This is a genomic window from Mycobacterium sp. IDUB_17 (genome assembly GCF_055419465.1).
The window spans coordinates 179,426-200,139 of sequence record NZ_JBVAXS010000002.1 but is presented as its reverse complement, the minus strand read 5'-3'; the positions used below and the strand labels follow the sequence as shown (position 1 = coordinate 200,139).

At 64.2% G+C, this 20,714-nt stretch carries 20 protein-coding genes; 8 read left to right on the top strand and 12 right to left on the bottom strand.

The features are described 5' to 3' along the window. Positions 1-14 precede the first annotated feature (14 nt). From ACZYZ7_RS08085 to ACZYZ7_RS08065, 5 genes are all read right to left on the bottom strand, one after another. Positions 15-770, bottom strand: a complete 756-nt coding sequence (locus ACZYZ7_RS08085; RefSeq protein ID WP_450069615.1) for a creatininase family protein — start codon at positions 768-770, stop codon at positions 15-17. An 8-nt stretch (positions 771-778) separates the two neighbouring features. After that, complete coding sequence (locus ACZYZ7_RS08080; RefSeq protein WP_450069616.1) at positions 779-2,626, bottom strand: AMP-dependent synthetase/ligase; 1,848 nt, start codon at positions 2,624-2,626, stop codon at positions 779-781. 79 nt (positions 2,627-2,705) lie between these two features. Then, the gene (locus tag ACZYZ7_RS08075) at positions 2,706-3,512 is read right to left on the bottom strand and encodes an enoyl-CoA hydratase/isomerase family protein (RefSeq protein WP_450069617.1); all 807 of its coding nucleotides are present in this window, start codon (positions 3,510-3,512) and stop codon (positions 2,706-2,708) included. 3 nt (positions 3,513-3,515) lie between these two features. Further along, positions 3,516-4,379, bottom strand: coding sequence for an enoyl-CoA hydratase/isomerase family protein (locus ACZYZ7_RS08070; protein WP_450069618.1), 864 nt, complete (start codon positions 4,377-4,379; stop codon positions 3,516-3,518). Next, entirely contained in the window at positions 4,376-5,575 is a 1,200-nt protein-coding gene (locus ACZYZ7_RS08065; RefSeq protein WP_463740605.1) for an LLM class flavin-dependent oxidoreductase, read from the bottom strand. Before ACZYZ7_RS08065 ends, ACZYZ7_RS08070 begins: the two co-directional genes overlap by 4 nt. Before the next feature lie 328 nt (positions 5,576-5,903). Between ACZYZ7_RS08065 and ACZYZ7_RS08060 the strand changes: the two genes are divergently transcribed. Then, positions 5,904-6,503, top strand: coding sequence for a TetR/AcrR family transcriptional regulator (locus tag ACZYZ7_RS08060; protein WP_090423857.1), 600 nt, complete (start codon positions 5,904-5,906; stop codon positions 6,501-6,503). 91 nt (positions 6,504-6,594) lie between these two features. Here the strand turns inward: ACZYZ7_RS08060 and ACZYZ7_RS08055 are convergent, their stop codons facing one another. Next, entirely contained in the window at positions 6,595-7,086 is a 492-nt protein-coding gene (locus tag ACZYZ7_RS08055; RefSeq protein ID WP_463740604.1) for a TSUP family transporter, read from the bottom strand. Positions 7,087-7,560: 474 nt separating this feature from the next. Here ACZYZ7_RS08055 and lysE point away from each other — a divergent pair, with 474 nt between their 5' ends. The 3 genes from lysE to ACZYZ7_RS08040 all read left to right on the top strand — a co-directional run bounded on the left by lysE (position 7,561) and on the right by ACZYZ7_RS08040 (position 9,588). Further along, entirely contained in the window at positions 7,561-8,160 is a 600-nt protein-coding gene (gene lysE / locus ACZYZ7_RS08050) for an L-lysine exporter (RefSeq protein ID WP_450069621.1), read from the top strand. 56 nt (positions 8,161-8,216) lie between these two features. Further along, positions 8,217-9,170 (top strand): alpha/beta fold hydrolase, encoded by a 954-nt coding sequence (locus ACZYZ7_RS08045; protein ID WP_463741047.1) that lies wholly within the window; start codon positions 8,217-8,219, stop codon positions 9,168-9,170. Between the two features lie 91 nt (positions 9,171-9,261). Then, a complete protein-coding gene (locus ACZYZ7_RS08040; protein ID WP_135451676.1) occupies positions 9,262-9,588 on the top strand; it encodes an MmcQ/YjbR family DNA-binding protein in 327 nt (108 codons plus the stop codon). 24 nt (positions 9,589-9,612) lie between these two features. Here ACZYZ7_RS08040 and ACZYZ7_RS08035 read toward each other — a convergent pair whose 3' ends face one another. Further along, positions 9,613-11,082: an amidase gene (locus ACZYZ7_RS08035; RefSeq protein ID WP_463740603.1), complete on the bottom strand. Its 1,470-nt coding sequence runs from the start codon at positions 11,080-11,082 to the stop codon at positions 9,613-9,615. Positions 11,083-11,222: 140 nt separating this feature from the next. Between ACZYZ7_RS08035 and ACZYZ7_RS08030 the strand changes: the two genes are divergently transcribed. The 4 genes from ACZYZ7_RS08030 (at position 11,223) to ACZYZ7_RS08015 (ending at position 14,921) form a co-directional block, all read left to right on the top strand. Further along, positions 11,223-12,113: a crotonase/enoyl-CoA hydratase family protein gene (locus ACZYZ7_RS08030; RefSeq protein WP_463740602.1), complete on the top strand. Its 891-nt coding sequence runs from the start codon at positions 11,223-11,225 to the stop codon at positions 12,111-12,113. Positions 12,114-12,169: 56 nt separating this feature from the next. Next, complete coding sequence (locus tag ACZYZ7_RS08025; RefSeq protein WP_135451673.1) at positions 12,170-12,469, top strand: type VII secretion target; 300 nt, start codon at positions 12,170-12,172, stop codon at positions 12,467-12,469. Positions 12,470-12,518: 49 nt separating this feature from the next. Continuing rightward, positions 12,519-14,351, top strand: a complete 1,833-nt coding sequence (locus ACZYZ7_RS08020; RefSeq protein WP_463740601.1) for an alpha/beta hydrolase — start codon at positions 12,519-12,521, stop codon at positions 14,349-14,351. 114 nt (positions 14,352-14,465) lie between these two features. Beyond that, positions 14,466-14,921 carry a hypothetical protein gene (locus ACZYZ7_RS08015; protein WP_463740600.1) on the top strand — a complete coding sequence of 152 codons (456 nt, stop codon included), beginning with the start codon at positions 14,466-14,468 and terminating at the stop codon, positions 14,919-14,921. A gap of 10 nt (positions 14,922-14,931) precedes the next feature. On the opposite strand, the gene ACZYZ7_RS08010 is transcribed toward ACZYZ7_RS08015, so the two are convergent. The 5 genes from ACZYZ7_RS08010 to ACZYZ7_RS07990 all read right to left on the bottom strand — a co-directional run bounded on the left by ACZYZ7_RS08010 (position 14,932) and on the right by ACZYZ7_RS07990 (position 20,713). After that, a complete protein-coding gene (locus ACZYZ7_RS08010) occupies positions 14,932-15,897 on the bottom strand; it encodes a hypothetical protein (protein ID WP_463740599.1) in 966 nt (321 codons plus the stop codon). After that, entirely contained in the window at positions 15,894-17,309 is a 1,416-nt protein-coding gene (locus tag ACZYZ7_RS08005; protein WP_463740598.1) for a glutamine synthetase family protein, read from the bottom strand. The genes ACZYZ7_RS08010 and ACZYZ7_RS08005 overlap by 4 nt, the downstream gene beginning before the upstream one ends. A 114-nt stretch (positions 17,310-17,423) precedes the next feature. Then, positions 17,424-18,872 (bottom strand): flavin-containing monooxygenase, encoded by a 1,449-nt coding sequence (locus tag ACZYZ7_RS08000; protein ID WP_463740597.1) that lies wholly within the window; start codon positions 18,870-18,872, stop codon positions 17,424-17,426. Positions 18,873-19,022: 150 nt separating this feature from the next. Continuing rightward, the gene (locus ACZYZ7_RS07995; protein ID WP_463740596.1) at positions 19,023-19,763 is read right to left on the bottom strand and encodes an SDR family NAD(P)-dependent oxidoreductase; all 741 of its coding nucleotides are present in this window, start codon (positions 19,761-19,763) and stop codon (positions 19,023-19,025) included. Further along, positions 19,760-20,713: an alpha/beta hydrolase gene (locus tag ACZYZ7_RS07990; RefSeq protein ID WP_450069630.1), complete on the bottom strand. Its 954-nt coding sequence runs from the start codon at positions 20,711-20,713 to the stop codon at positions 19,760-19,762. The genes ACZYZ7_RS07995 and ACZYZ7_RS07990 overlap by 4 nt, the downstream gene beginning before the upstream one ends. Position 20,714: the final 1 nt, after the last annotated feature.

Genomic DNA, 20,714 nt, shown 5'->3' with positions numbered 1-20,714 from the left:
CGTTCTCGTGGATGTCATGCGCCCCGGGCGCGGGCGTAGTCGGCAATAAGGGAGATGACCGCGTCGAGGCACGCCTCCCCGAGCCGTTCCGAGGCGCCTTCTGGGTCACCCAGAACCCCGTTGGCGGAGACTGCTCCGATTCCGTCCTGAAATGCCCGATCGAGTAGCTGCTGGTCCACCTTGCCGGTGTAGCCCCGGACGAACCGGTCGGTGCGGACCTTCTGTGGGTGAAGGGCCAGCATCACCGACGTCTCTGCGATGTCAGCGTGCCCTCCCACGTTGGCGCCCAAAGATGCCACGCTGTCCGCCGCCCGTCGCCACGCGTTCAAGATGGCCTCGGTATCGGAGAAGACGATGACTGTCAGCGGCGCGAGTGCCGCCGTGAGTCGCACCTCGAAGTCACGCATCACGGGATGGTTCCCGATATGCCCGGAGAACATGACGATTCGTTCGAAGCCATCGTTGGCGAGGTGCCGACAGTAATCTTCGCACACCGATTCCAGCGTGGACGCGCGAAGCGACAGGGTGCCGGTGAATCCGAGGTGGTGCGGTGAGTACCCCACACGCACGGTCGGCAGAACCAGCGCGCCCCCGAGATGGCGCGCGACCCGCACCGCGAGCTCGTCGGCATGATCGGCATCCATCGACAGCGGTAGGTGCCCACCGTGCTGTTCGACCGCTCCCAGCGGGAGAACCGCTGTGCGTGCTCCTTCCGAGATCGCCGCGCTGATCTCGGCGCTTGTCATGAACTCGATCCGAACCTCGTTCAACGATTCACCTACTTCAGATCGCCGCCGGCGAACCGCGCCTGGCGGGCAATCTCCCCCTGCTCACCGGCGTCGTACATCTCATCGACAAGGTCGCGGAAAGACGCGAGGATTGCAGACCGCCGTATGGTGCCCTTGAGAGTCAACTCGCCGTCCGCGGCCGAGAGCAGCCGTGGCAGGACGCGGAACTTCTTCAATTGCAGCGGCCTTGAGAGCTCAGAATTGACTTCGTCGATCCATGTGGCAAGCGCGGCATCTCGGTCAGCCGTGGGCATCGCCCGCGCCTCCGCACTCACGCCGACCAGTACGGTCAGATACTTGCGTCCTTCACCGACGACAATCGCGTCATCAATGAGTGGACTGGCCTTGAGTCGGAGCTCGATCGGTTGAGGGCTGACAGTTTTTCCGCCGCTGGTCTTGAGGACATCTTTGATTCTGCCGATGATCCGCACTTCCCCATCGGGGTCCATCTCCACCAAATCGCCTGTGCGGTACCAGCCGTGGTCCATCGCGGCGGCCGTCGCCTCGGAGTCGTCGAGGTAACCGCTGAAGAGGCAGGGGCTGCGCAGCTGCAGCTCTCCCTCTCCAGATACGCGCGCCTTCCACCGTGGGTCGGGCATGGTTTTCCCGATTGTTCCGGGCGGCGGGAATGCGCGATCCCACTGGGCAAGAACCGATCCGCAGGTCTCTGTCGTACCGAAGAGCTCACGAAGGTCGAGTCCCCACATCTGCCACAACGCCGCTACCTCGGGGGACATGCTGCCCGAAGCAGTCCAGGCGACCCTGATGCGGTCCATGCCAACCTTTGCGCGCAGGGGAAGGAACACCCGACGGAGGCACACGTTGTACGGATAGTTGAAATACCACGGGACGTCCTGATCCCTCCAGCGCATCTCGCTTACTTTGCGAGCAATCCGCATCGCTATCGCGTACCGCAGTCGGAAGGCGGCGCCAGACTCCGAAAGCTGCTGTAACACCTCGCCGGCCAACTTCTCGTGCATTCGCGGTGGCCACAGGACCGCTGTCGGTCGCACACCGACGAGCGCGTCCAGACGTTGCTCCATGGTGCAGTAAGTAATGACGAGGCGAGACATGATCGGGGTGAATACGCCGATCAACGCGGGTGCAACATGCGAGAGGCCGAGAAACGCAACGAGGTCGTGCCTGATCCTGCCGACCTCTGGGTACGACATGGCGAAGGCGAGCACCGAGTACTGCAGCGTACGGTGCGTGTGGATCACACCTTTCGGCGCACCGGTAGACCCCGACGTGTAGAACAGGGCCGCGGGCTGATCGATATCGCCCGCCTCAACCAGCGCCGCGAACAGCTCGGGTTCGGTCGCCCCGCGGGATCGACCGCGATGGCGGAGTTCTCCCCAGTGCACCGCCCGCACAGAATCCGAAAGGCCCTGCGGTTTGGTGTCGAACCCGATCGTCGCACGCAGTCGTGGCAGCTCGGCCGATATCGCGGCAATTTTCGCGACATCTGCCACGTTCTCCGCGAAAACGACTGTGGCCTCGGAACTCTCCAGTGCCTGTTTGACTTCGGCGACCGAGCTCGTGGGGTACACGCCCACGGGGACACCGCCGAGACTGAGTATCGCCAGTGCGGCCACGACCCACTCGTGGCGAGTAGACGACACGATGGCGATCCGGTCGCCTGGCACGGCACCCAGATCATGCAAACCGAGCGCAACCTCCCGGACCTGCTCGAGATATTCGCGCCATGTGGTCGGGTGGGCTGCCCCGTTTCCCCAGCTGCAATACGCGATCACGTCAGGTTCACGCTCAGCGCGGTCGCACAGCATCTGAGCGAAAGTTCGATTCACGGCGTCGAACTCCGTCAGGGTGTCCAACATCGGCACCTCCGTACATCCCGTCGACGACGAGGTCGATGCCCGTGTGTTCTGCATCTTCATAGTCAGTCCAGTTCCTCGGTCAACACGACTGCGCCTTGGCCGCGGGAGCCCTTCGGCCACTCCACCGTTGCCGCAACTCTCGTGCGGCCGGGTCGTCGAAATAATCGGCAGCGGCCTTCAGCGTGCGTTGCAGGGACGCCTCATCGCGCACGTCGTCCGCAGCGTTGACGCTGCCCTTCAAGGCACCATAGAGCACCGGAGCCTTCGAGCCGGCGGCGCGCGCCATTGCGACGGCCGCGGGGATCAGCTCCTCGGGACCGGCGACGAGTTCGTCGATGAGGCCGATGTCGAGAGCGTGCTGTGCGTCGAAAAGCTCACCCGACAGGATGATTCGCCGGGTAACGCGCACACCGAGCACCCGGTTGGCTCGTTGGATCCCCTTGTCCGCCGGTAGCAGTCCGTGATTGATCTCCGGAAACCCGAACCGCGCCGAGTTGACGGCCAACGCACTGTCCGAAAAGAGTGCGACCTCCATACCGCCGCCAACACAGTGCCCATTGATCGCGCTGACCACCGGACGCGGGTAGCGATCCATCGCCACGAGTAGTGCGTGGAATTCCCTCATTCGAATCTCTATCTCGCCAGCGAGCGCACCCTCCAGCTCTTTGATGTCGCCTCCGCCGCTGAAGAACCGCGCTCCCTTACCGGTGAGGACGATCGGTGGTGCGTCCGGCCTGGCGCGGAGCTGCTCGAACAGGCCGACAAGATCGTGGATGAGCTGGCGGTTCATCGCATTTGCCGGTGGCCTGTCCAACGCGACCACCAGAACGCCATCGTGGTCAGCGGTGTCGAGAGTGGGGGACTGGCCGGTCGCGAGTGCGCTCATAGGTCACCTGGCTACGTTCGCCGGTTGCGGTCCCAGGACAGAGTGCCCTTCGCCGCGTGCGGACGGATACTCCGGCGGACGGCCTTCGCGGAAGGCCTGCCGGGCCTCGAAGTAGTCTGCACTCGCGAATCCGATGACCTCCAGCGCCGCGGAAAGCTCGTGCTGCGGAAGGGCATTGGTGAGCCATCCGGTGTTCAGGGACCGCTTTGTCCAGCGGATCGCCTGCTGCGAGCCCTGCGCAAGTTCGTCGGCGATCTCGAGGGCGCGATCCAGCACATTCTCCCTCGGTACAGCGAGACTCACCAAGCCGATTCGTTCAGCTTCGATGCCGGTCATACTCGCCGAAGTCAACTGGTAGTACTTTGTCTTGGCCATCCCCACGAGCAACGGCCAGATGAGCGAGGAATGGTCACCGGCGACCACACCGACACGGGTGTGCCCGTCTCGAAGCAGTGCATCCTCGGCAGCGACGCTGATGTCAGCCAGAAGCGCCATCGACAACCCCCAGCCAACCGCGGGACCGTTGATCGCCGAGATGAGCGGCTTGTCCATGTTGAGGATGGCCGTAATCCGTTTGCGCTCGCCCTCCATGAGCGCCACCGCTTCATCCAGCGTGGGCTCTGGCTGGCGTACGTCCATGCCCGTGCAGAAGCCACGGCCCGCGCCGGTGACGACGGCAACCCGCGTTTCCGGGTCTCGGTCGACCTCCACCCAGATGTCCGAAAGATGATCGAACATCGGCATCGTCAACGCATTGAGCCGGTCGGGTCTGTTGATCGTGATGAGCAGAACACCATTGGGCCTGCGTTCGATCAGGATCTCCTCGGGGTAGCGGCTGAAGATGTCATCAGCGGCCAATTTGCTCATCGTGTCTCTCCTACCTTGACAACATTCTTATGGGAATTCGACTGGGATTTGGACTCTTCGAACGCTTCGAGCTCCGCATAATGAGCGGGCCGGGCCGTGCGGATGTCGGCCAGAACCGCGTCAGCGGGGCGCACCACGGCCCGTGGGTTCTTGAACCTGGGGATGACGTACTTGCCGAAGAGCTCGATCGACTTCATCAGCTCTCTGTGTGGGAGTCCATCGATTCTCATGACGATGGCGTCTGCGCCAAGGTCGGCGAATCGCTGCACTTGTGCCGCACAGTCATCCGGATCGCCCACGATGAATCCGGACGATTCCTCGAACATGTATCGCTCGTCGTTGAAGTCGACGTTCCGTACCGCGCCCATGTACTGATAGTCGGCCGACAACTTGGACAGGCGCTCATACGCGTCGGTCGAAAGCGCCACCGTCTCTTTCAGATTCCGCGCCCACTTGAGGGCTTCCTCACGGGTCTCGGCACAGTGCATTCCGCCTCCGACCGCGACGAGCTTCTGCGCTTGGAGCGGATAGGCATGCGTAGCTCCGTCGAGGGCATCGTCGTAGATGCGCAACATGCTCTCGACAAACTCGAAGCCGAGGTAAAACCCACCGACGATAGCCCCGATGCCGAGCTCGGCGGCCTTGCGAACCGACTCGGGACTGCCGGCCGCCATCGAGATGGGGGGATATGGCTGTTGAATTGCCTTGGGCACCAAGCTTCGCGGCGGAATCTTGTAGTGCTCGCCAACATAGGAGAACACGTCATTGTGCAGAGCCCGGCGGATGACCTCCAGCCCTTCTATCAGCTGAGCCTTGTTCTCGCTTGGTTCAACTTCGAAGGCGCGCAGCGCAAGTGTCGTGTTTCCCCGCCCCACTCCGAGTTCCACTCGGCCGCTGGACAGGATGTCCTCGGTTGCCAACCGTTCGGCAACGCGAAGGGCATGGTTGATGCGCGTAGGCAAGAGGGTGACCAAGTGCATGAATCGGATGCGCTTGGTCAGCGCCATCAGGTAGGGATAGATGACCTCAGGTGCGGAGGTTGTCGCCGTGCCGATCGCGACGTGCTGCTCAGACGTTCCGAACGCGTCGAACCCCACCTCCTCCGCAAGTAGGACCTCGTCCACGAGCTCGCGGTAGCGGTGCTCATGGGTATGCCCCGGGACCGTCTCGCCTTCGCTCATGAAAATGAACCGCATATTCACACCACTTTCCACTAGGTGAACGATCATTAACGTAAGACGCGGCGCCGCGGTTGTCAACGCGGAACTTCGATCGAGTTTCAAGTCCGCCCTAGGCGGCCATTGGAACCCTGTTTAACTGGCAATATAAGGGAACCTGGCGGTGCGGCCACGGTTCCGTCGGCCCATGACGCCTGGCCGACGCTGGTTACGAGATATTAACGATCATTAATGTCGCCTTGCCCAGCCGTCCGGCGAGCGGAGGTGCAACGTGGCCTCCTCGTGCGCGCCTCTCGATCGCTCCCGGACTCGGCGGCGCCTGGCACCGTGGCTATCGTTGTTTGCCATGACCACTGACGCTGCCGCGCACGAGCCGTCCGCCGGCACTTCACGCCGGGATGTCTTGCTCAAGGTGGCCGCCGACCTGTTCTTGCGAAACTCCTACGACGGAGTGACTGTGGACATGATCTGCACAGCGGCCGGAATTTCCGGGCCGGGCCTCTACAACCACTTCGAGAATAAGCAGGCCCTCTTGATCGCCGTCGTGGAGAGTCCCTTGGCGGCTCTGCACCGGTTCGCCAGGGAAACGGCGGAAGCGGAGCCCGATCCGCGGGCGGCACTGGAGATCTTGGTCGACTTCCACATCAGGAGCGTGGTGACCTCAGCTCCGACGACACTTGTCTTCATGAAGAACGAGCACGCCTTACCGGAGAAGGACCGGCGGCGAATCCGGCGCGAGATGAATCTCTATGCCGAGGAATGGATTTCCATCGTCGCAGCATTGCGGCCTGACCTGTCCGAGCCAGAGGTTCGGCTACTCACCCATGCGGTGTTCTCAATGCTCAATTCAGTGGCAACTCTCAACAAGGGCCTGGACCAGGAATCCATCGTCAAGACGATGTCGACCGCAGCGATCAAGGCACTCACCTCGCCCAGCGACGAATGACACGCTGGGCGGGCCCAGCCAGATCGCGTAGGGATTCCACTTCGGCACCGTCAGGGATGGCTCACCGAACCGTTCGACTCTTGGTGCGTTATTACAGCGCAGCCAGTGTCATCGCTACGCATACTGTGCCGATCAGCCCAACATAGGCACGGGCGTGGACGATGTCGGGGATCGTGATCCCATAGCGCCGCAGCACAACCACCACGGGTGTCGCACCCAGCAGCAGCGCGGCCGCAGAGGTGACATCCACCGATGCGATCAGCGGCACAACGGCGGGTGCCGTGATGGCCAGCGTCATCGGATTCGCAAGAGCTGTCGCCGATTCCATGGAATGGCCGGCTCGACGCAGCAACGGGACGGTAAGCACGCTGCCACCCACTCCGAGGAACGCGGCAACAGCGCCAACCGGGAGCCCGAATCCGGCTCGAATAGTGCGGCGTTGAGTGGCCACCCCGACGGGGCGGACGAAACCCGGCCGGACGACGGCATCCATGAGGGTTATACCCAGGTACGCCACGAACGCCCACTGCCCGAGTTCGGCCGGCGCGAATCGCGCGGCCAGGCCGCCCACTATCCCGCCCATCGCCAGCAGTGCCAGCAGGGCACGCTTCCCGCGCAGGCTCGCAAGGATCTCGCACTTCGGCGTCGGTCTTTGTGAGAAACGCCAAGAACTCCTGGTTGCGGCGACGGGGCGCAGCGAGCCGATGCCCTTTCCAGTCGCCAGGTCTAACGCGGCATTCAGGCTGCGGTGGACCGGCGGGTGAGAACAAACGACGCGCCTGCCCCATTCGAGCGAACGTTGGATGCTGGCGTACCGATCACAGACAGCCGCCGTGGCATCGCAGCAAAGGTGGACCAATCAGGGTTCTTGGCCCACGCGCCAAGTTGCGCCATCTCAAATGGCAATGCGCCATCGAGAACGGCGACCGACAGCACGGGATTGGAACCATCATTCAGACGGCGTGACGTCTGTGGCCCGAACAGAGATAAATTCTCCTAATCTTGACTAAGAATCATTAGCTGTACTTGATCACCGCACGTCCATAGCCTCAAACGCATGGCTTCACCCGTCCTCGTCGGATTCCTCACCACCATGGCGTTGATCGCCGCGATCGGCGCGCAGAACGCCTTCGTGTTGCGTCAAGGCATCCGTGGCGAGCACATCGTCGCCGTGATCGCGGTGTGCACCGTCTCCGACCTGATCCTGATCGCCGCGGGCATCGCCGGCGTCGGTGCTCTGATCACCGCGCATCCCGACGCCATGACGGTGGCGAAGTTCGGGGGCGCGGCCTTCCTGATCGGCTACGGCGTCCTCGCCGCACGCCGCGCCTTCCGGCCCTCGACCCTCACCCCGGCCGAGCGCACCCCGGCCCGACTGGCCGAGGTGCTGGTCACCTGCCTGGCGCTGACCTGGCTGAACCCCCACGTGTACCTGGACACCGTGGTGCTGCTCGGCTCACTGGCCAACGAACACCGGGAGCAGCGGTGGCTCTTCGGCGCCGGCGCGGTGGCCGCGAGCGCGGTGTGGTTCACCGGCCTGGGCCTGGGTGCGCGACGGCTGGCCGGACTGTTCGCCACCCCGATGACCTGGCGCATCCTCGATGGCGTCATCGCGGTGATGATGATCGCGCTCGGCGTCAGCCTCGCGGTGTCCTGAGCACCGGTCGCCGTCACCTCGGCGCGGTCAGAATTCGTCGGGCAAGTGTCGATCGGATTCTGGGCATGCGACAGAATTACGAGGTGAGTCCCATGTTCCGCCGTGAACCGCCCCCGGCGCCGCATCCCATGGCGGACGCTCCAGCCTGGTTCACCTCCGCGCTGGGACAGGCACCAGAGCACTCCACGATCGACGTCGACGGGTGCCCGATTCATGTGCGCACCTGGGGTAACCCGGACAAGCCCCCGCTCGCGTTCGTCCATGGCGGTGGAGCCCACTCCGGCTGGTGGGATCACATCGCTCCGTTCTTCGCCCGCACCCATCGGGTCATCGCGCCTGATCTGAGCGGGCATGGCGACAGCGGAACGCGCACCGAATACGCGCTGTCGATCTGGGCCCGGGAAGTTCTCGCGGCGGCGGAAGCCTCGGGATCCTCGGCGCGGCCCACCATCGTCGGTCACAGCATGGGCGGCTGGGTGGGCGCCTCGGCCGCCACCCGCTACGGCTCGCAGATCGACAGCATCCTGGTCATCGATTCGCCGCTGCGCGACCGCGCACCGGAGGAAGTGCCACTACGCAACCGTCGCCGGGACACGGCCGGATACCCATCCGAGGAAGACATCCTGGCACGATTCAGGGCCGTGCCGAAGCAGGACGTGACGCTGCCCTACATCGGTCACCACATCGCCGTGGAATCGATACGCAAGACCGACGACGGGTGGGTGTGGAAGTTCGACCCCGATATCTTCGGCGGCCACCTGCTCGACGAAACGTCCGCCGATGAGGAGATCCTGGAGAAAGCCTTTGCCCGAATCCCTTGCCGGGTTGGGTATTTGCGTTGCGAACGCGGAGTGGTCCCGCCCCCGATGGCCGACCAGATTCGGTCGATGCTGCAACTGCGGGGCCCATTCGTAGAACTCGCCGAGGCCGGTCACCATCCCATGCTGGATCAGCCCCTGCCGCTGGTGGCGACCATCCGCACCCTGCTGGAGTTCTGGTCGATCACCTGAGCGGGTTGCCCCGCCGAGGTGTCTGTCACGTCATGGCCCCCCGGTAGGCTGCCGGAGCGGATACCCATGCGCGATCGGAGGTCCGATACCCGTGCTCGACGCCGACGATGTGCGCAGCATCGCACTCTCTTTCCCCGAGACCACCGAGAAGGAGCGCTGGGGCCATCCGACCTTCGACGTGGCGGGCAAGATGTTCGTCACCGTGCCCGACGACGAGACCTCATTTGCGGTGCGCTGCCCCCGGTTTGACCGTGAGGAATTGATCGCCGCCGAACCGCACAAATTCTGGGTCCCCCAACACGAGGCCGCCTCGTCCTGGGTGCGGGTCCGGTTGGCTGAGCTGGAGGATCGGCGAGAGCTCCGCGATATTCTGCTCGACTCCTGGCGGCAAGCCGCGCCCAGCCAGCTGACCGAGTAGCTACGTGCTGCCGGGCGCACCGGCTCAGACTGGGGCGAACCGACCGGCCCAGGGCATCGCCTGCTCGAGCTGGGCACCCAGCTTCAGCAGCAGCGCTTCACCGGCAAGCGGCGCGACAAACTGCACACCGAGCGGCAGACCTTCCGCCGTCCAGTGCACGGGTAGCGAGATCGCTGGGCGGCCAGTGATATTCGCCAGTTGCGTGTAGGGCACCCAGCCCAGGTTCTTGTCCACCATGTCGTCGACGATCTTGGTGTAGCGCAACATGCTTGCGGTACGGGTCTTGATCAGCGCATCGGCGGCACGCTGCAGCACCACCGGCAGATCGAACTCGCCGATCCGCGGAGGCAGGGTGGCCAAGCTGGGCGTCAACAGCAGGTCGTAGGACTCGAAGAACGTGCTCAGCCGCCGCGTGTGTTCGTGGCGCCGCTGCACCGCATCCAGATAGTCGACACTGCTCGCGGAGCGACCGAGCGCCGCCATGATGAGCGTGTCACGTTCGAAAGAGGCGTCACCCGCGCCGGTCAGCCGCTTGGCCTCGGCGACCTCCCATGCGCTGTAGACGAACCAGGTCAGCAGGAAGTCGCGAGCAAGCGCGGCGTCGTCGAAGGGCGCTTGAGGCAGTTCCTCGACATGGTGGCCGAGTTCGGTCAGCACGGCAGCCGTTGCCTCGACGGCTGCGAACGCCTCTGGGTGGGGCGCCGGGTTGATCGCCGTCGGCACCCGCAGCCCGATCCGCAGTTTTCCCGGATCCGCCCCCACACACGACGCGAACGGCTCAGCGGGCAGGCCCGGCACGTACGGCCCCCATGGTTCGCCGCCGCTGAGGACGTCGAGCATCGCCGCGGTGTCGCGAACCGTCCGGGAGACGACGCCTTGAAGGGCCGCGCCGTGCATGGATTCCCCGGTCGCCGGACCCGACGGCGTCAGCCCACGGCCCGGCTTCAGCCCGACAAGTCCGCAACTGGCCGCCGGAATGCGTATCGATCCGCCGCCGTCATTGGCGCCGGCGCAGGGCACGATGCCCGCTGCAACGGCGGCCGCAGATCCTCCCGAACTGCCGCCCGGCGACCTTGCCAGATCCCACGGGTTCCGGGCCGGCCCCCAGACCTCAGGCTCGGTGATTCCCTTCGCCCCGAACTCGGGGGTGTTGGTTTTCCCGAAGATGACCAGGCCGGCGTCGATCCAGCGCTGTACGACCGTGGCGTGCTCGGTGGCGTTCAGCGACATGAGCGCACGTGAACCAGCCGAGGTGGGCAAACCGGCGTAGTCCTGCGCCAGATCCTTGATCAGGAACGGGACCCCGGCGAACGGACCGGTCAGATCGTCCGACGGCGAAGCCGGAACGTCGCGCACGATGGCGTTGATCTTCGGGTTTACCGCCGCTGCCCGTCCCCGGGCCGCGGCGAGCAGCTCCGCCGCCGAAACCCGCTTGTCAGCAACCAGTTTCGCCAAGGATGTGGCGTCGTGCGCACGGTACTCGTCGAAGTCCATCCCACGAACGTAGACCCCGTTGACGTTGCGCGGTGCTCTACCGCCGGCGAGGAACATCGGACCCGCCGTGAGGGGTCGACGCTGCCGAAGAATCCGACTTGGGCAAGCTGGGTACCAAACCGACCCGAGGAGGAGCATCCGTGGACTTCACGACGATCCGGCACGAGCTCGACGACGGGATCCTCACCGTCGTCCTCGATCGCCCGGAGAACCTCAATGCCTTCACCGTCGAGATGGCCGACGAGTTGGAGCGCACCTTCGTGTCGGTCAACGACGACGACGCGGTACGTGCCGTCATCGTGACCGGCGAGGGCCGGGCGTTCTGCGCCGGCATGGACCTGTCGAGCGAGGGCAATGTGTTCGGCCTCGACGAGACGAAGTCACCCAGCCTGGCCGACATGGCCGACCTCGACGACCCCGAGCTTCGGCGGGTCAGGGATACCGGCGGCCGCGTGACCCTGGCGATCTACGCCTGCCGCAAGCCGGTGATCGCCGCCATCAACGGGGCCGCCGTCGGGATCGGCGCGACGATGACGCTGGCCATGGACGCCCGGCTCATGTCCACGAAGGCCCGCTTCGGGCTGGTCTTCGGAAAGCTCGGCATCACCCCGGAAGCGTGTTCGACCTGGTTCCTGCCCCAGATCGTAAGCATGCCAACAGCTTTGGACCTGGTGTACCGCTCCGACATTCTCACCGCAGACGCGGCCCGCGAGATCGGGCTGGCGCAGGCCGTCCACGAACCGGACGCATTGATTGCCGAGGCCCGAGCGCTGGCCGACGCGTGGACGCGCGACCGCTCACCGGTCTCGGTCGCCCTCATGCGGCAGATGCTCTACCGGAATTCCGCCGAGCCGCACCCGGTCGACGCACACCGGGTGGATTCATTGGCGATGTTCTACACCAGCATCGGTGACGGCCACGACGGCGTGCGTGCCTTCCTCGACAAGCGGCCACCGCAGTTCTCCGGGCGGGCTTCCGATATGCCGCCGTTCTATGAGGAGTGGACCGCCGGCGGGGAAGCCCGCGACTGATCCCCCTCCTAAAGAGGTGCGATTGAAGCGTTGCTGGCGGATTTAGACTCTTGTCCATGGGTGGGGCGTTGCGTGTCAATCCAGACTCGCTGCGCAATGTCGCGCGCGCTCAGGCTGACGTGGGTGAGTTTGTCTCAGGTCTGGCCGCCGGCCAGTCGCTGCATAGTGCGAGCACCGGAGTGTCTGGTCTGCTCAGTGAAGGCGCGTGTCAGTTCGCCAGCTCCCTGGTGGATACCGCGCTGAACGCAGTCCGCGAAGACCTGACCAAGCACTCCGACAACCTGTCAACAGCGGCCGATCGCTACCACCGCATGGACGAGGAGTTCGGGCGTCGCTTACGCAGGTTCGCCCAGTGAACCCCCGCTCAGCGCCACGACCAGCCGCATCCGCCCTGAGGCTCACGTCGTGACGGTGACAATTCCGCAGGTTCAGGGATCGCACCCCGAGACGCTGACCGCATCCGCTACCGAACTTGGCCAGAAGGCAACGGGTTTGGCCGCCCAGATCGATAGTCACCGCGCCAACATCGACGGGTTACGGTCAGGTTGGCAGGGCACTGCCTCTGATGCGGCGATCGCGAAAGCGCAACCGACTTTGGCGCGCATGCAACAGATTCACGACGCTCTGAACCGGGCTCAATCCGTCATGCAAGAGGGCGGCACCGCCCTGACTCAGACCCGCACGAGTCTGCTCGGGGCGGTCGACCAGTTGACGGCTCAGGGCTGGCAGGTCGCACCCGACGGCACGGTGTCGGTACGTCCCGGAAGCATGCTGGATGCGTACGCGAAGATGAGTCCGGCCATCGCCACGAAGCTTGAGCAGCTGGCCGCCACGCACTCGGTGGGCCTCAAGACACAGTTGGCGAACTTCGACACCGCCGACCGACAGCTCAACCAGAGCCTTCGCACCGCTGTCGGTGGGCTGAATTCCGCACCGCAGAACTTCGGGCCCGGCGGTCTCCCACAAGCGCCGCCATATGACACCGGCGCCGAGATCCCGGTCGGCAAGAGTGCCGAGGAGGTCAACAAATGGTGGGACTCGCTGCCGCCCGAGAAGCGGCGGCAACTGCTCGATGATTGGCCGGACAAGTTGGGCAACCTCAACGGGATTCCGGTCCAAGACCGTAGCCAGGCCAACCTGTCGATCCTGATGCAGGATCTCAATCGTCCCGCCGAGGTGGCCAAAGCTCGTGGCGTAACGAAAGACGAAGTCCTGGCCCACCCCGACAAATACGGCATGGCCGGGCAGATGATGACCCGCTACAACAATGCCGTCAAAGTGGCCGAGGCCTTGAAGGCCGACGCAGACAATGCCAAAGATGCCAACCGCAATACGCCCGAAATCCTGCTGATGAAGTACGACCCCGAGGCATTCGACGGTGAAGGCGCGGCGGCGATCGCGATCGGTAACCCCGACACCGCGGCCAATACCACCGTGATGGTGTCCGGCCTGACCACCTCGGTGGCCGGCGGAACGTTGTCCGACGGGACCGGGGTCAACGTCTACAACGAGGCGAACAAAGCGGATCCGAACAACTCGACAGCCGTCGTCCAATGGATGGGCTACAACGCCCCGGACCTGGACGTAGACCTGGACACCAACGCCATCGGGGTCGCCGAGCCATTCATGGCCCGTGACGGTGCGCAGCTGCTGGCCCCCGACGTCAACGCACTCGCCGTGACACACGAAGGAAACCCCGCGCACACCACCGTCATCGGTCACTCCTATGGCTCAACGACGGTCGCCGACGCCGCTGCCGGTTACGGTATGCGCGCAGACGACATCGTCCTCGTCGGTTGCCCCGGAACAGATCTGGCCCAGTCGGCAGCCGATTTCCATCTGCCGCCCGACGGCCACCTCTTTGTAGGCGCGGCATCGACTGACTTCGTGACAGGTCTGGGTCGCGAACACCTCAACATCCCTGGAGTCGGCCTCGGCAACGACCCCGCCATGGACGGGTACGGGTCTACCCGCTTCCACGCCGAGGTAGCCGGTATCAACCTCGACCCGCGCGACATCCTTGACGAGCACACCTCGTACTTCAAAAAGGGATCGGAGTCGCTGTTCAGCATCGCCGACATCGTGTCCGGACACGGGAACGACCTCCAACAGCACGGGATGACAGCTCCTCACCGCGTGCAGACTCCCGGGTTGCCGTTCCCGATCCCGGGCGTACCACCAAAAGTGGGGTTCGACCCGGAGCTGGTGCACAAGTCCAACAACGACCACTATCACTGAGGTGGTCAGCCATGACGACCGAGAGAAACGGGGCAACGACCATTGAGACTTGCATGGGTACGAATCGCCGGAACGCTAGCGGGGCTGCTGTGCCTGGTGGGATGCTCTGGCACCGTGCGTAATCCGATTTCCCCCGAAGAGGCGCGCCGCCAGGTTATGGATGTGTCCCGTCAGGTGATTGCCGATCTCGGCGCCGAGGTGGCTGACGCGAAGTTCGGTTACGACTCCTGCAACGACTACGGCAAACCACCGTTCCAGGGCCACAGCAGTATGGGGCTGTGGATGCCCGGCGCCGACCGGACCCGCGAGGTCACTGCTGATTCAGTACTGGACCGGTTGCGCGAGCACGGCTGGCAAGTCGATCCCGACTTTCATTCCCACGCCACCACATTCAAGCGCGACGGGGTCGATGTGAGTGTGTGGGTGATACCACCGCCCAAGCCCGGCAAGCCACCCGTTGCCCACGTGAGCGTCGACGTCTTGGGCGAGTGCCGCGACAACTTCGACCACCGAACCAACCAGACAAACTCATTGTCCGAGGACATCAAGGGAGAACTCGCCTCGGGATGATGTGCCGGGTTCAATCCTCAGGCGGCGCGAATCCCACTGCCGTGTAGGCCTCGTCGGGGACGGCAGCACGGTCTTTGTATATCGACCAGGTGCAGACGGGCCTCGGTTGCCCCTGGATCGGCGGGCTGATCACCCGCAGCGGAAAGCCGAGTCGTTCGATGGGGGCACGTTGCTGCAGCTGACAGCAGTGTGCGCAGTACAGACACACGCCGACAGTGTTCCACGCCCAATCGTGCTGTCGGGTGGTCACCGCGAACCGCGCTGCACCGGAATCAGTTTCGTAGGTGCGCCCGCCCGATCCACATGGGGCGAAGGTGATGACCCAGCGGTCGCGCTCCTCGATGATCGAGAACGAGCCGTCGCGGTCTGGACCGGTGAGATGGCCGCGGGTCGCCTCGAAGATGTCGAGCAGCAGACGCTCTGTTGACTGCTCCCACACCATGGCATCCGGATGGTAGATCCGCGCGGACCGCTCGTACATCTCCGACAGCAAGCTGTTCCAGAGGTCGCCGATAAACGCTTCACCGAGTGCGCTTGACGCGAGATCGAACAGTCCGCAGATGGCATCGCAGGCCGCATCGTGATGTTCCTGCCAGACACCGCGAGCGCGGGCCAGCAGGTGCCGCGCCGCGTCGGATTCGCGCCGCTGACAGGCTTGGGCGAACGCATCGATCAGGCTGACGTAGCTGCGCCAGCCGTCGTCGAGTTCCCCCCGGCCGGACGCGGGGTGAACTGCCGCGGGCGCAACACCATGAGAGACCAAGACACGCGGGATCTCGGTCAGCCATACACCGAACAGGTCGTAGGCCTCCTGCGCCTCCTGGATGGTGATGCGCCCGTACTCCTCGGCCGCGGTGAAATCGGCCGAGGACAGCGCCTCCTGTGCCCGTGTATAGCTGGACCGTCCTTGTTCCAGTCGACCGTCGGCTCTGACCAGGTGGCCTAGCAGTTCGCTGTGGACGACTGCGCGGCTCATGTGCGCTCGAAGTAGCGATGCCGTTCCCAGTCGGTCACTGTCTGGGTGAGGAAGGCGTTCAGTTCACCGCGACCGACAGTCAACAGGTGACCGTGTACCTCGGCCCCGAGCGAAGACTTGGCGGTGTCACTGCTCGCGAACAGATCTATCGCCTCGGGTAGCGATGTCGGTAGCTGAGGCAGGTCGGTACGTGCGTAGCCGTCGCCGTCGATGAGTTCGGGCAAAGGCAGCCGACGCTCGATTCCGTCGACGCCAACAGCGACGGCGGCAGCGATAGCCACGTAAGGGTTGACGTCCGCCCCCGGAATTCGGTTCTCCACGCGGCGATGCGGACCCTGGCCAACCAATCGGAATGACAGCGTACGGTTGTCGTTGCCACAGGCGACGGTGGTCGGAGCGAACGAATTGGGTTGGAAGCGCCTGTATGAGTTCAGATTTGGCGCGTAAAGCAGACACATCTCTCGCGCAGCCCCAACCAAACCGGCAAGGAAGCCTTCGAATAGCTCGCTGTCCCCCAGAGGGGTTGAGCCGTCAGCGGACCACAGACTGGTGTGGATATGGCATGAACTCCCCATTCCCGCGGCGTCCCATTTGGCCATAAACGTGGCGGACTTGCCCATCCGCGTCGCGATCGCCTTGACACCGAACTTGTAGATGAAGTGGCGGTCGGCCATCTCCAGCGCGTCAGTGTGGGTCAGGTTGATCTCCTGCTGCCCCAGCCCGTACTCGCAGGACAATGCCTCGATGGGAACGCCGGCCTGCTCCATCTGTTCAACCACGGCGTCGATGAACACTTCGTTGGAGATCGCTACCAGGGGATCGTATGCACCCTGGTATCGAGATGCCGGGGACAGCTCCTGGTAGCGGGACCGCCATCCCTCCTCGTAGCTCTGCTCGAAGAGGTGGAACTCGAGTTCGGAGGCACACTGGACCGTGGCTCCATGCTCATCCAATCGGGCCAGCTGACGCTTGAGGACCTGCCGGGGCGCAATCTCGAGCAGCGTGCCATCGGCGAGCACAGGATCGCAGATCACGAACGCGGTATCGGTCATCCACGGCAAGACCCGCAGCGTGCCCAGGTCGGGCCTCAGATAGCAGTCCGGGCCGCCGTTGCTGAGTCCACCAACATGTTCCAGGTCGGGGTTGAGGTCTTGCTCGATGTCAAGCTGCCAGACCATCAACGGGATGCGAAATGCCGTGTAGTCGTCAATATGCTCGAGGAAACGGCGCGCGGGAAGGTGTTCACCCAGCGGCCGCCCGATATTGTCAGCGGCCGCCAGGAAGACCTTGGTAATTCGGCCCGCGTCCACGGCCTCTCGCAGCGCTTGCAACGACCAGATGCCGTGAGGTTTCGAAACACCGTTGACACTGAGGCCCTCGGGGGTGAGCGAATGGTTGGTGTGAACTGTCATGTTGATCTCCAAACTAAACAGCTATTGGTCCATTTTATATTGCTTTTACTGGGTCGAGTCAAGGTTGCCTTTTCGAGCACAGGAACGCAGCAGCATGATGCATCCTGGTTTTCATCACGACCTCGAAAGCGCAATCCTGCGTAGCAGTTTGGCCGCCAGGATGTACGTACTCGGGCTCGCCGGCCACTGCGAAATCACCTTGCCCGTGCGGTTGGTGCCAGCCCGGAAGTAGCTTTCGGTGACGGCCCAGACCGTCTTCGCCAGGCGGTTCTGCGCCCAGTCGTTGTAGATGTAGAAGGCCGACCGGCGGACCTCGATGCGCCGCTTACCTTCGCGGGCCGCTTCGGCGATCGCGGCTGCAGCGAAGTTGGCCTGTGCCTCGTAGAACGCCACGAGCGGAACGACGTTGGTGTTGGGTCCGAACATGATGAAGAAGTTCGGGAAACCGGGCACCATCATGCCGAGGAAGGCCTCGGCGCCGTCGGTCCAGGTGTCATGCAGGTCGGCGCCGTTCTCGCCGGAAACCTGATAGGTGCTCAGGTACTTGTGCGCCTGGAACCCGGTGGCGAGCACGATCATGTCGAGTTGGTGCTCCTCGCCATTGGCGTCGACGGCACCGCCGGCCGACAGTCCCTTCACCGCATGGGGCACCAGCCTGACCGTCGGGCTCTTGAGAGCCTGGTAGTAGGTGTCGCTGATCACCGTTCGGCGGCCCTCCATGGGGAAGTCCGGTGTCAGCACGTCCAGCAGATCCGGGCGATCGGCCATCTCGTGGTGCAGGTAGGCCAGGGCAGCCGTGCGGCGCTTTCTGTTGAGATGGCGGTCTTCCCGGGCGTGGCGGGCAAGGTGCTGACGCAGGTCGTAGCGCAGCCACAGCCGCAGCCGCCGATACGCGTAGACCGGTGCGAGTTTGTTGAGTCGACGCTCGAACGGAGTGAAATCCCGGGCTTCTTTCGGCAGCATCCAGTTCGGCTCGATTTGGAACACCGTCACCGCCGAGGCCACCTTCTCGGCCTCGGTGACAACCTGAACCGCTGACGAGCCGGTGCCGAGGATCCCGACCGACTTGCCGGCCATGTCCAAACCGTCCCGCCACTCCGAGGTGTGGCAGATCGGACCGCCGAAGTCGTGCTCCTCCCGGACGAATGGCGGCTTCGCCGGGGTATTGAGGAACCCCACCGCGCTGATGACATGGTCGAACCGCCCGTGATCAACCTGCGACGCCGTCGACACGGTGTAGTCCTGCCGTTCGTCCGACCACCGTACGTGCTGGACCTCCTCGCTGAACCGCATGTGCGGGACGAGATTCCACTTGTTGGCCACATAGTGCAGGTAGCCGAGCAACTCGCTCCAACCGGCGTGGGTACGGGTCCAGTCGTAGCGTTCGAACGAGAACGAGTAAATGTGGGATTCGAGGTCCACCTCGGCCCCGGGATAGGTGTTGTGTCGCCAAGTCCCGCCGAGGCCGGGGGACCGTTCGAAGATCACGAAGTCGTCGATGCCACGCTTCTTGAGCGCGACTGCCGCCGCGATCCCGCTGAAACCGGCACCGATGACTGCCACTCGGGGACGGAAAGTTCGGTCCGCATTCATGCAGATCACCTGCCTTCGATTGTTGTTGTCGGCTACCGGATTCCGGATCGCCTGGTTATTGGGGGCTTGTTCTCGGTCCTTCAACGGCGCTGCCCAGGATGGGTTGAGGCCCTGTCCGGGCTATCTGAGCTGGGCCGACCATCCGCCATCGACGACGAGTTCGGTTGCGGTGACGAATGCCGCTTCATCCGACAACAGGAATGCCGTGGCATTCGCCACGTCGTCCGGCATTCCCAAACGGCCCAAGGGTGTTCGTCGTTCCATGTCTGTGCGGCGTTCCGGTGAGCGTTCGTAGATCGGGGAGATCATCGGTGTGAGAATCGCCCCGGGGCATACGGCATTGCACCGAATTCCCTCGGGTGCGAGCCGGACCGCCATCGCGCGCGACAGCGACACCACGGCGGCCTTGCTCGCCTGATAGGCGTCCAGCGGCGAGTCCATGGTGCGCAGACCGGCCAGGCTGGCGATGTTGACGATGCTCTTGCCTCGTCCCTTGCGCAGGTGCGGCAACGCGGCGACAGTGAGACGGCGCAACGCGTGCAGGTTGACTCCCATGGTCAACTGCCAGGCCTCATCGTCGTTGATGTCGAATATCGATCCGTCGCGGTCGAAGAATGCCAAGCCCGCGGCATTCACCAGATAGTCCAGGCCGGTTTCGCCGATGGTGGTGAACAGCGGATCGTACGCCGAGCCGGTGGCGAGCAAATCCATGCAAACGTAGGTGACCTCGGAGTCAAGCTCGGGAGCCGCCAGCGGGGCGACATCGGTCGCCACGACTCGGACGCCGTCGGCCCGCAGCCTGGCCACGATCGCGCTGCCGATGCCGCCGTTCGCTCCGGTGACGAGCGCTGTGCGCCTCATGCCGGCGCACCGATGCTCGGTCGCAGAGCTCGGGCCAGGCGCTCACCAGCGAGCTGCATGGCGTCGGTCGCGAGCGGGAAAATCTCGTCGAGCCCGAAGAATCCGTGGATCATGCCGGCGTACTCACGGTTGACCGTCGGCACGCCTGCGGTAGCCAAGGCCTCCGCCAGCAGTAATCCTTGCGGCTTGATCGGATCGCACTCGGCGAGGATGACGGTGGCCTCGGGCAGGCCCGACAGATCGGCATTGAGCAGCGTCATCCGTGGGTCCGAGTGGTCCTCAGGAGAGGTTAGGTAATTGCTTTGGTGCCATAGACATTCGTCGCGTTCGAGCATCACGCCTTGGTATTGATCGTCGAACCCGATCGTGAGATCTGTCGTCGATGCCGGGTACACCAGCAGCTGATGGCGCAGGGCGGGGATCAGCTCGGTGTCCCTGGCGTGGATCGCGACCGCGCAGGCCAGGTTTCCGCCGGCGCTGTCCCCGGCGACCGCGAGCCGCCGAGTGTCGACCCCCAGGTCCGCGACGGTAGGTGCGCCAACGGCCCACAGCAGTGCGTCAACCGCGTCGTCGACGGCGACCGGGAATCGGTGTTCGGGTCCGCGCCGATACTCCACCGACAGCACAGCCGAGCCGGCAGCGTTGGCCAGCAGTCTGGTCGTGACGTCGTGGGAGTCGATGCTGCCCATCAGCCATCCGCCGCCGTGGTAGTACACGGTCAGCGGGAGATCGCCCCCGGAATCGGGGAGATACATCCGGCCACGGATCTGGTCACCGTCGCGCGTCGGGATCGTCACATCGACGACACGCGCGATGGCGGGCTTGCTCAGCCCGGCGAATGCCGCTTCGAAGTTCTCGCGGGCGATGGCAACAGGCAACAGGTGTGCATTGGGACGGCCCGAGGCGCGGGCGTCATCGAGCATTTTCTGTGCTACCGGATCGATGGGCATG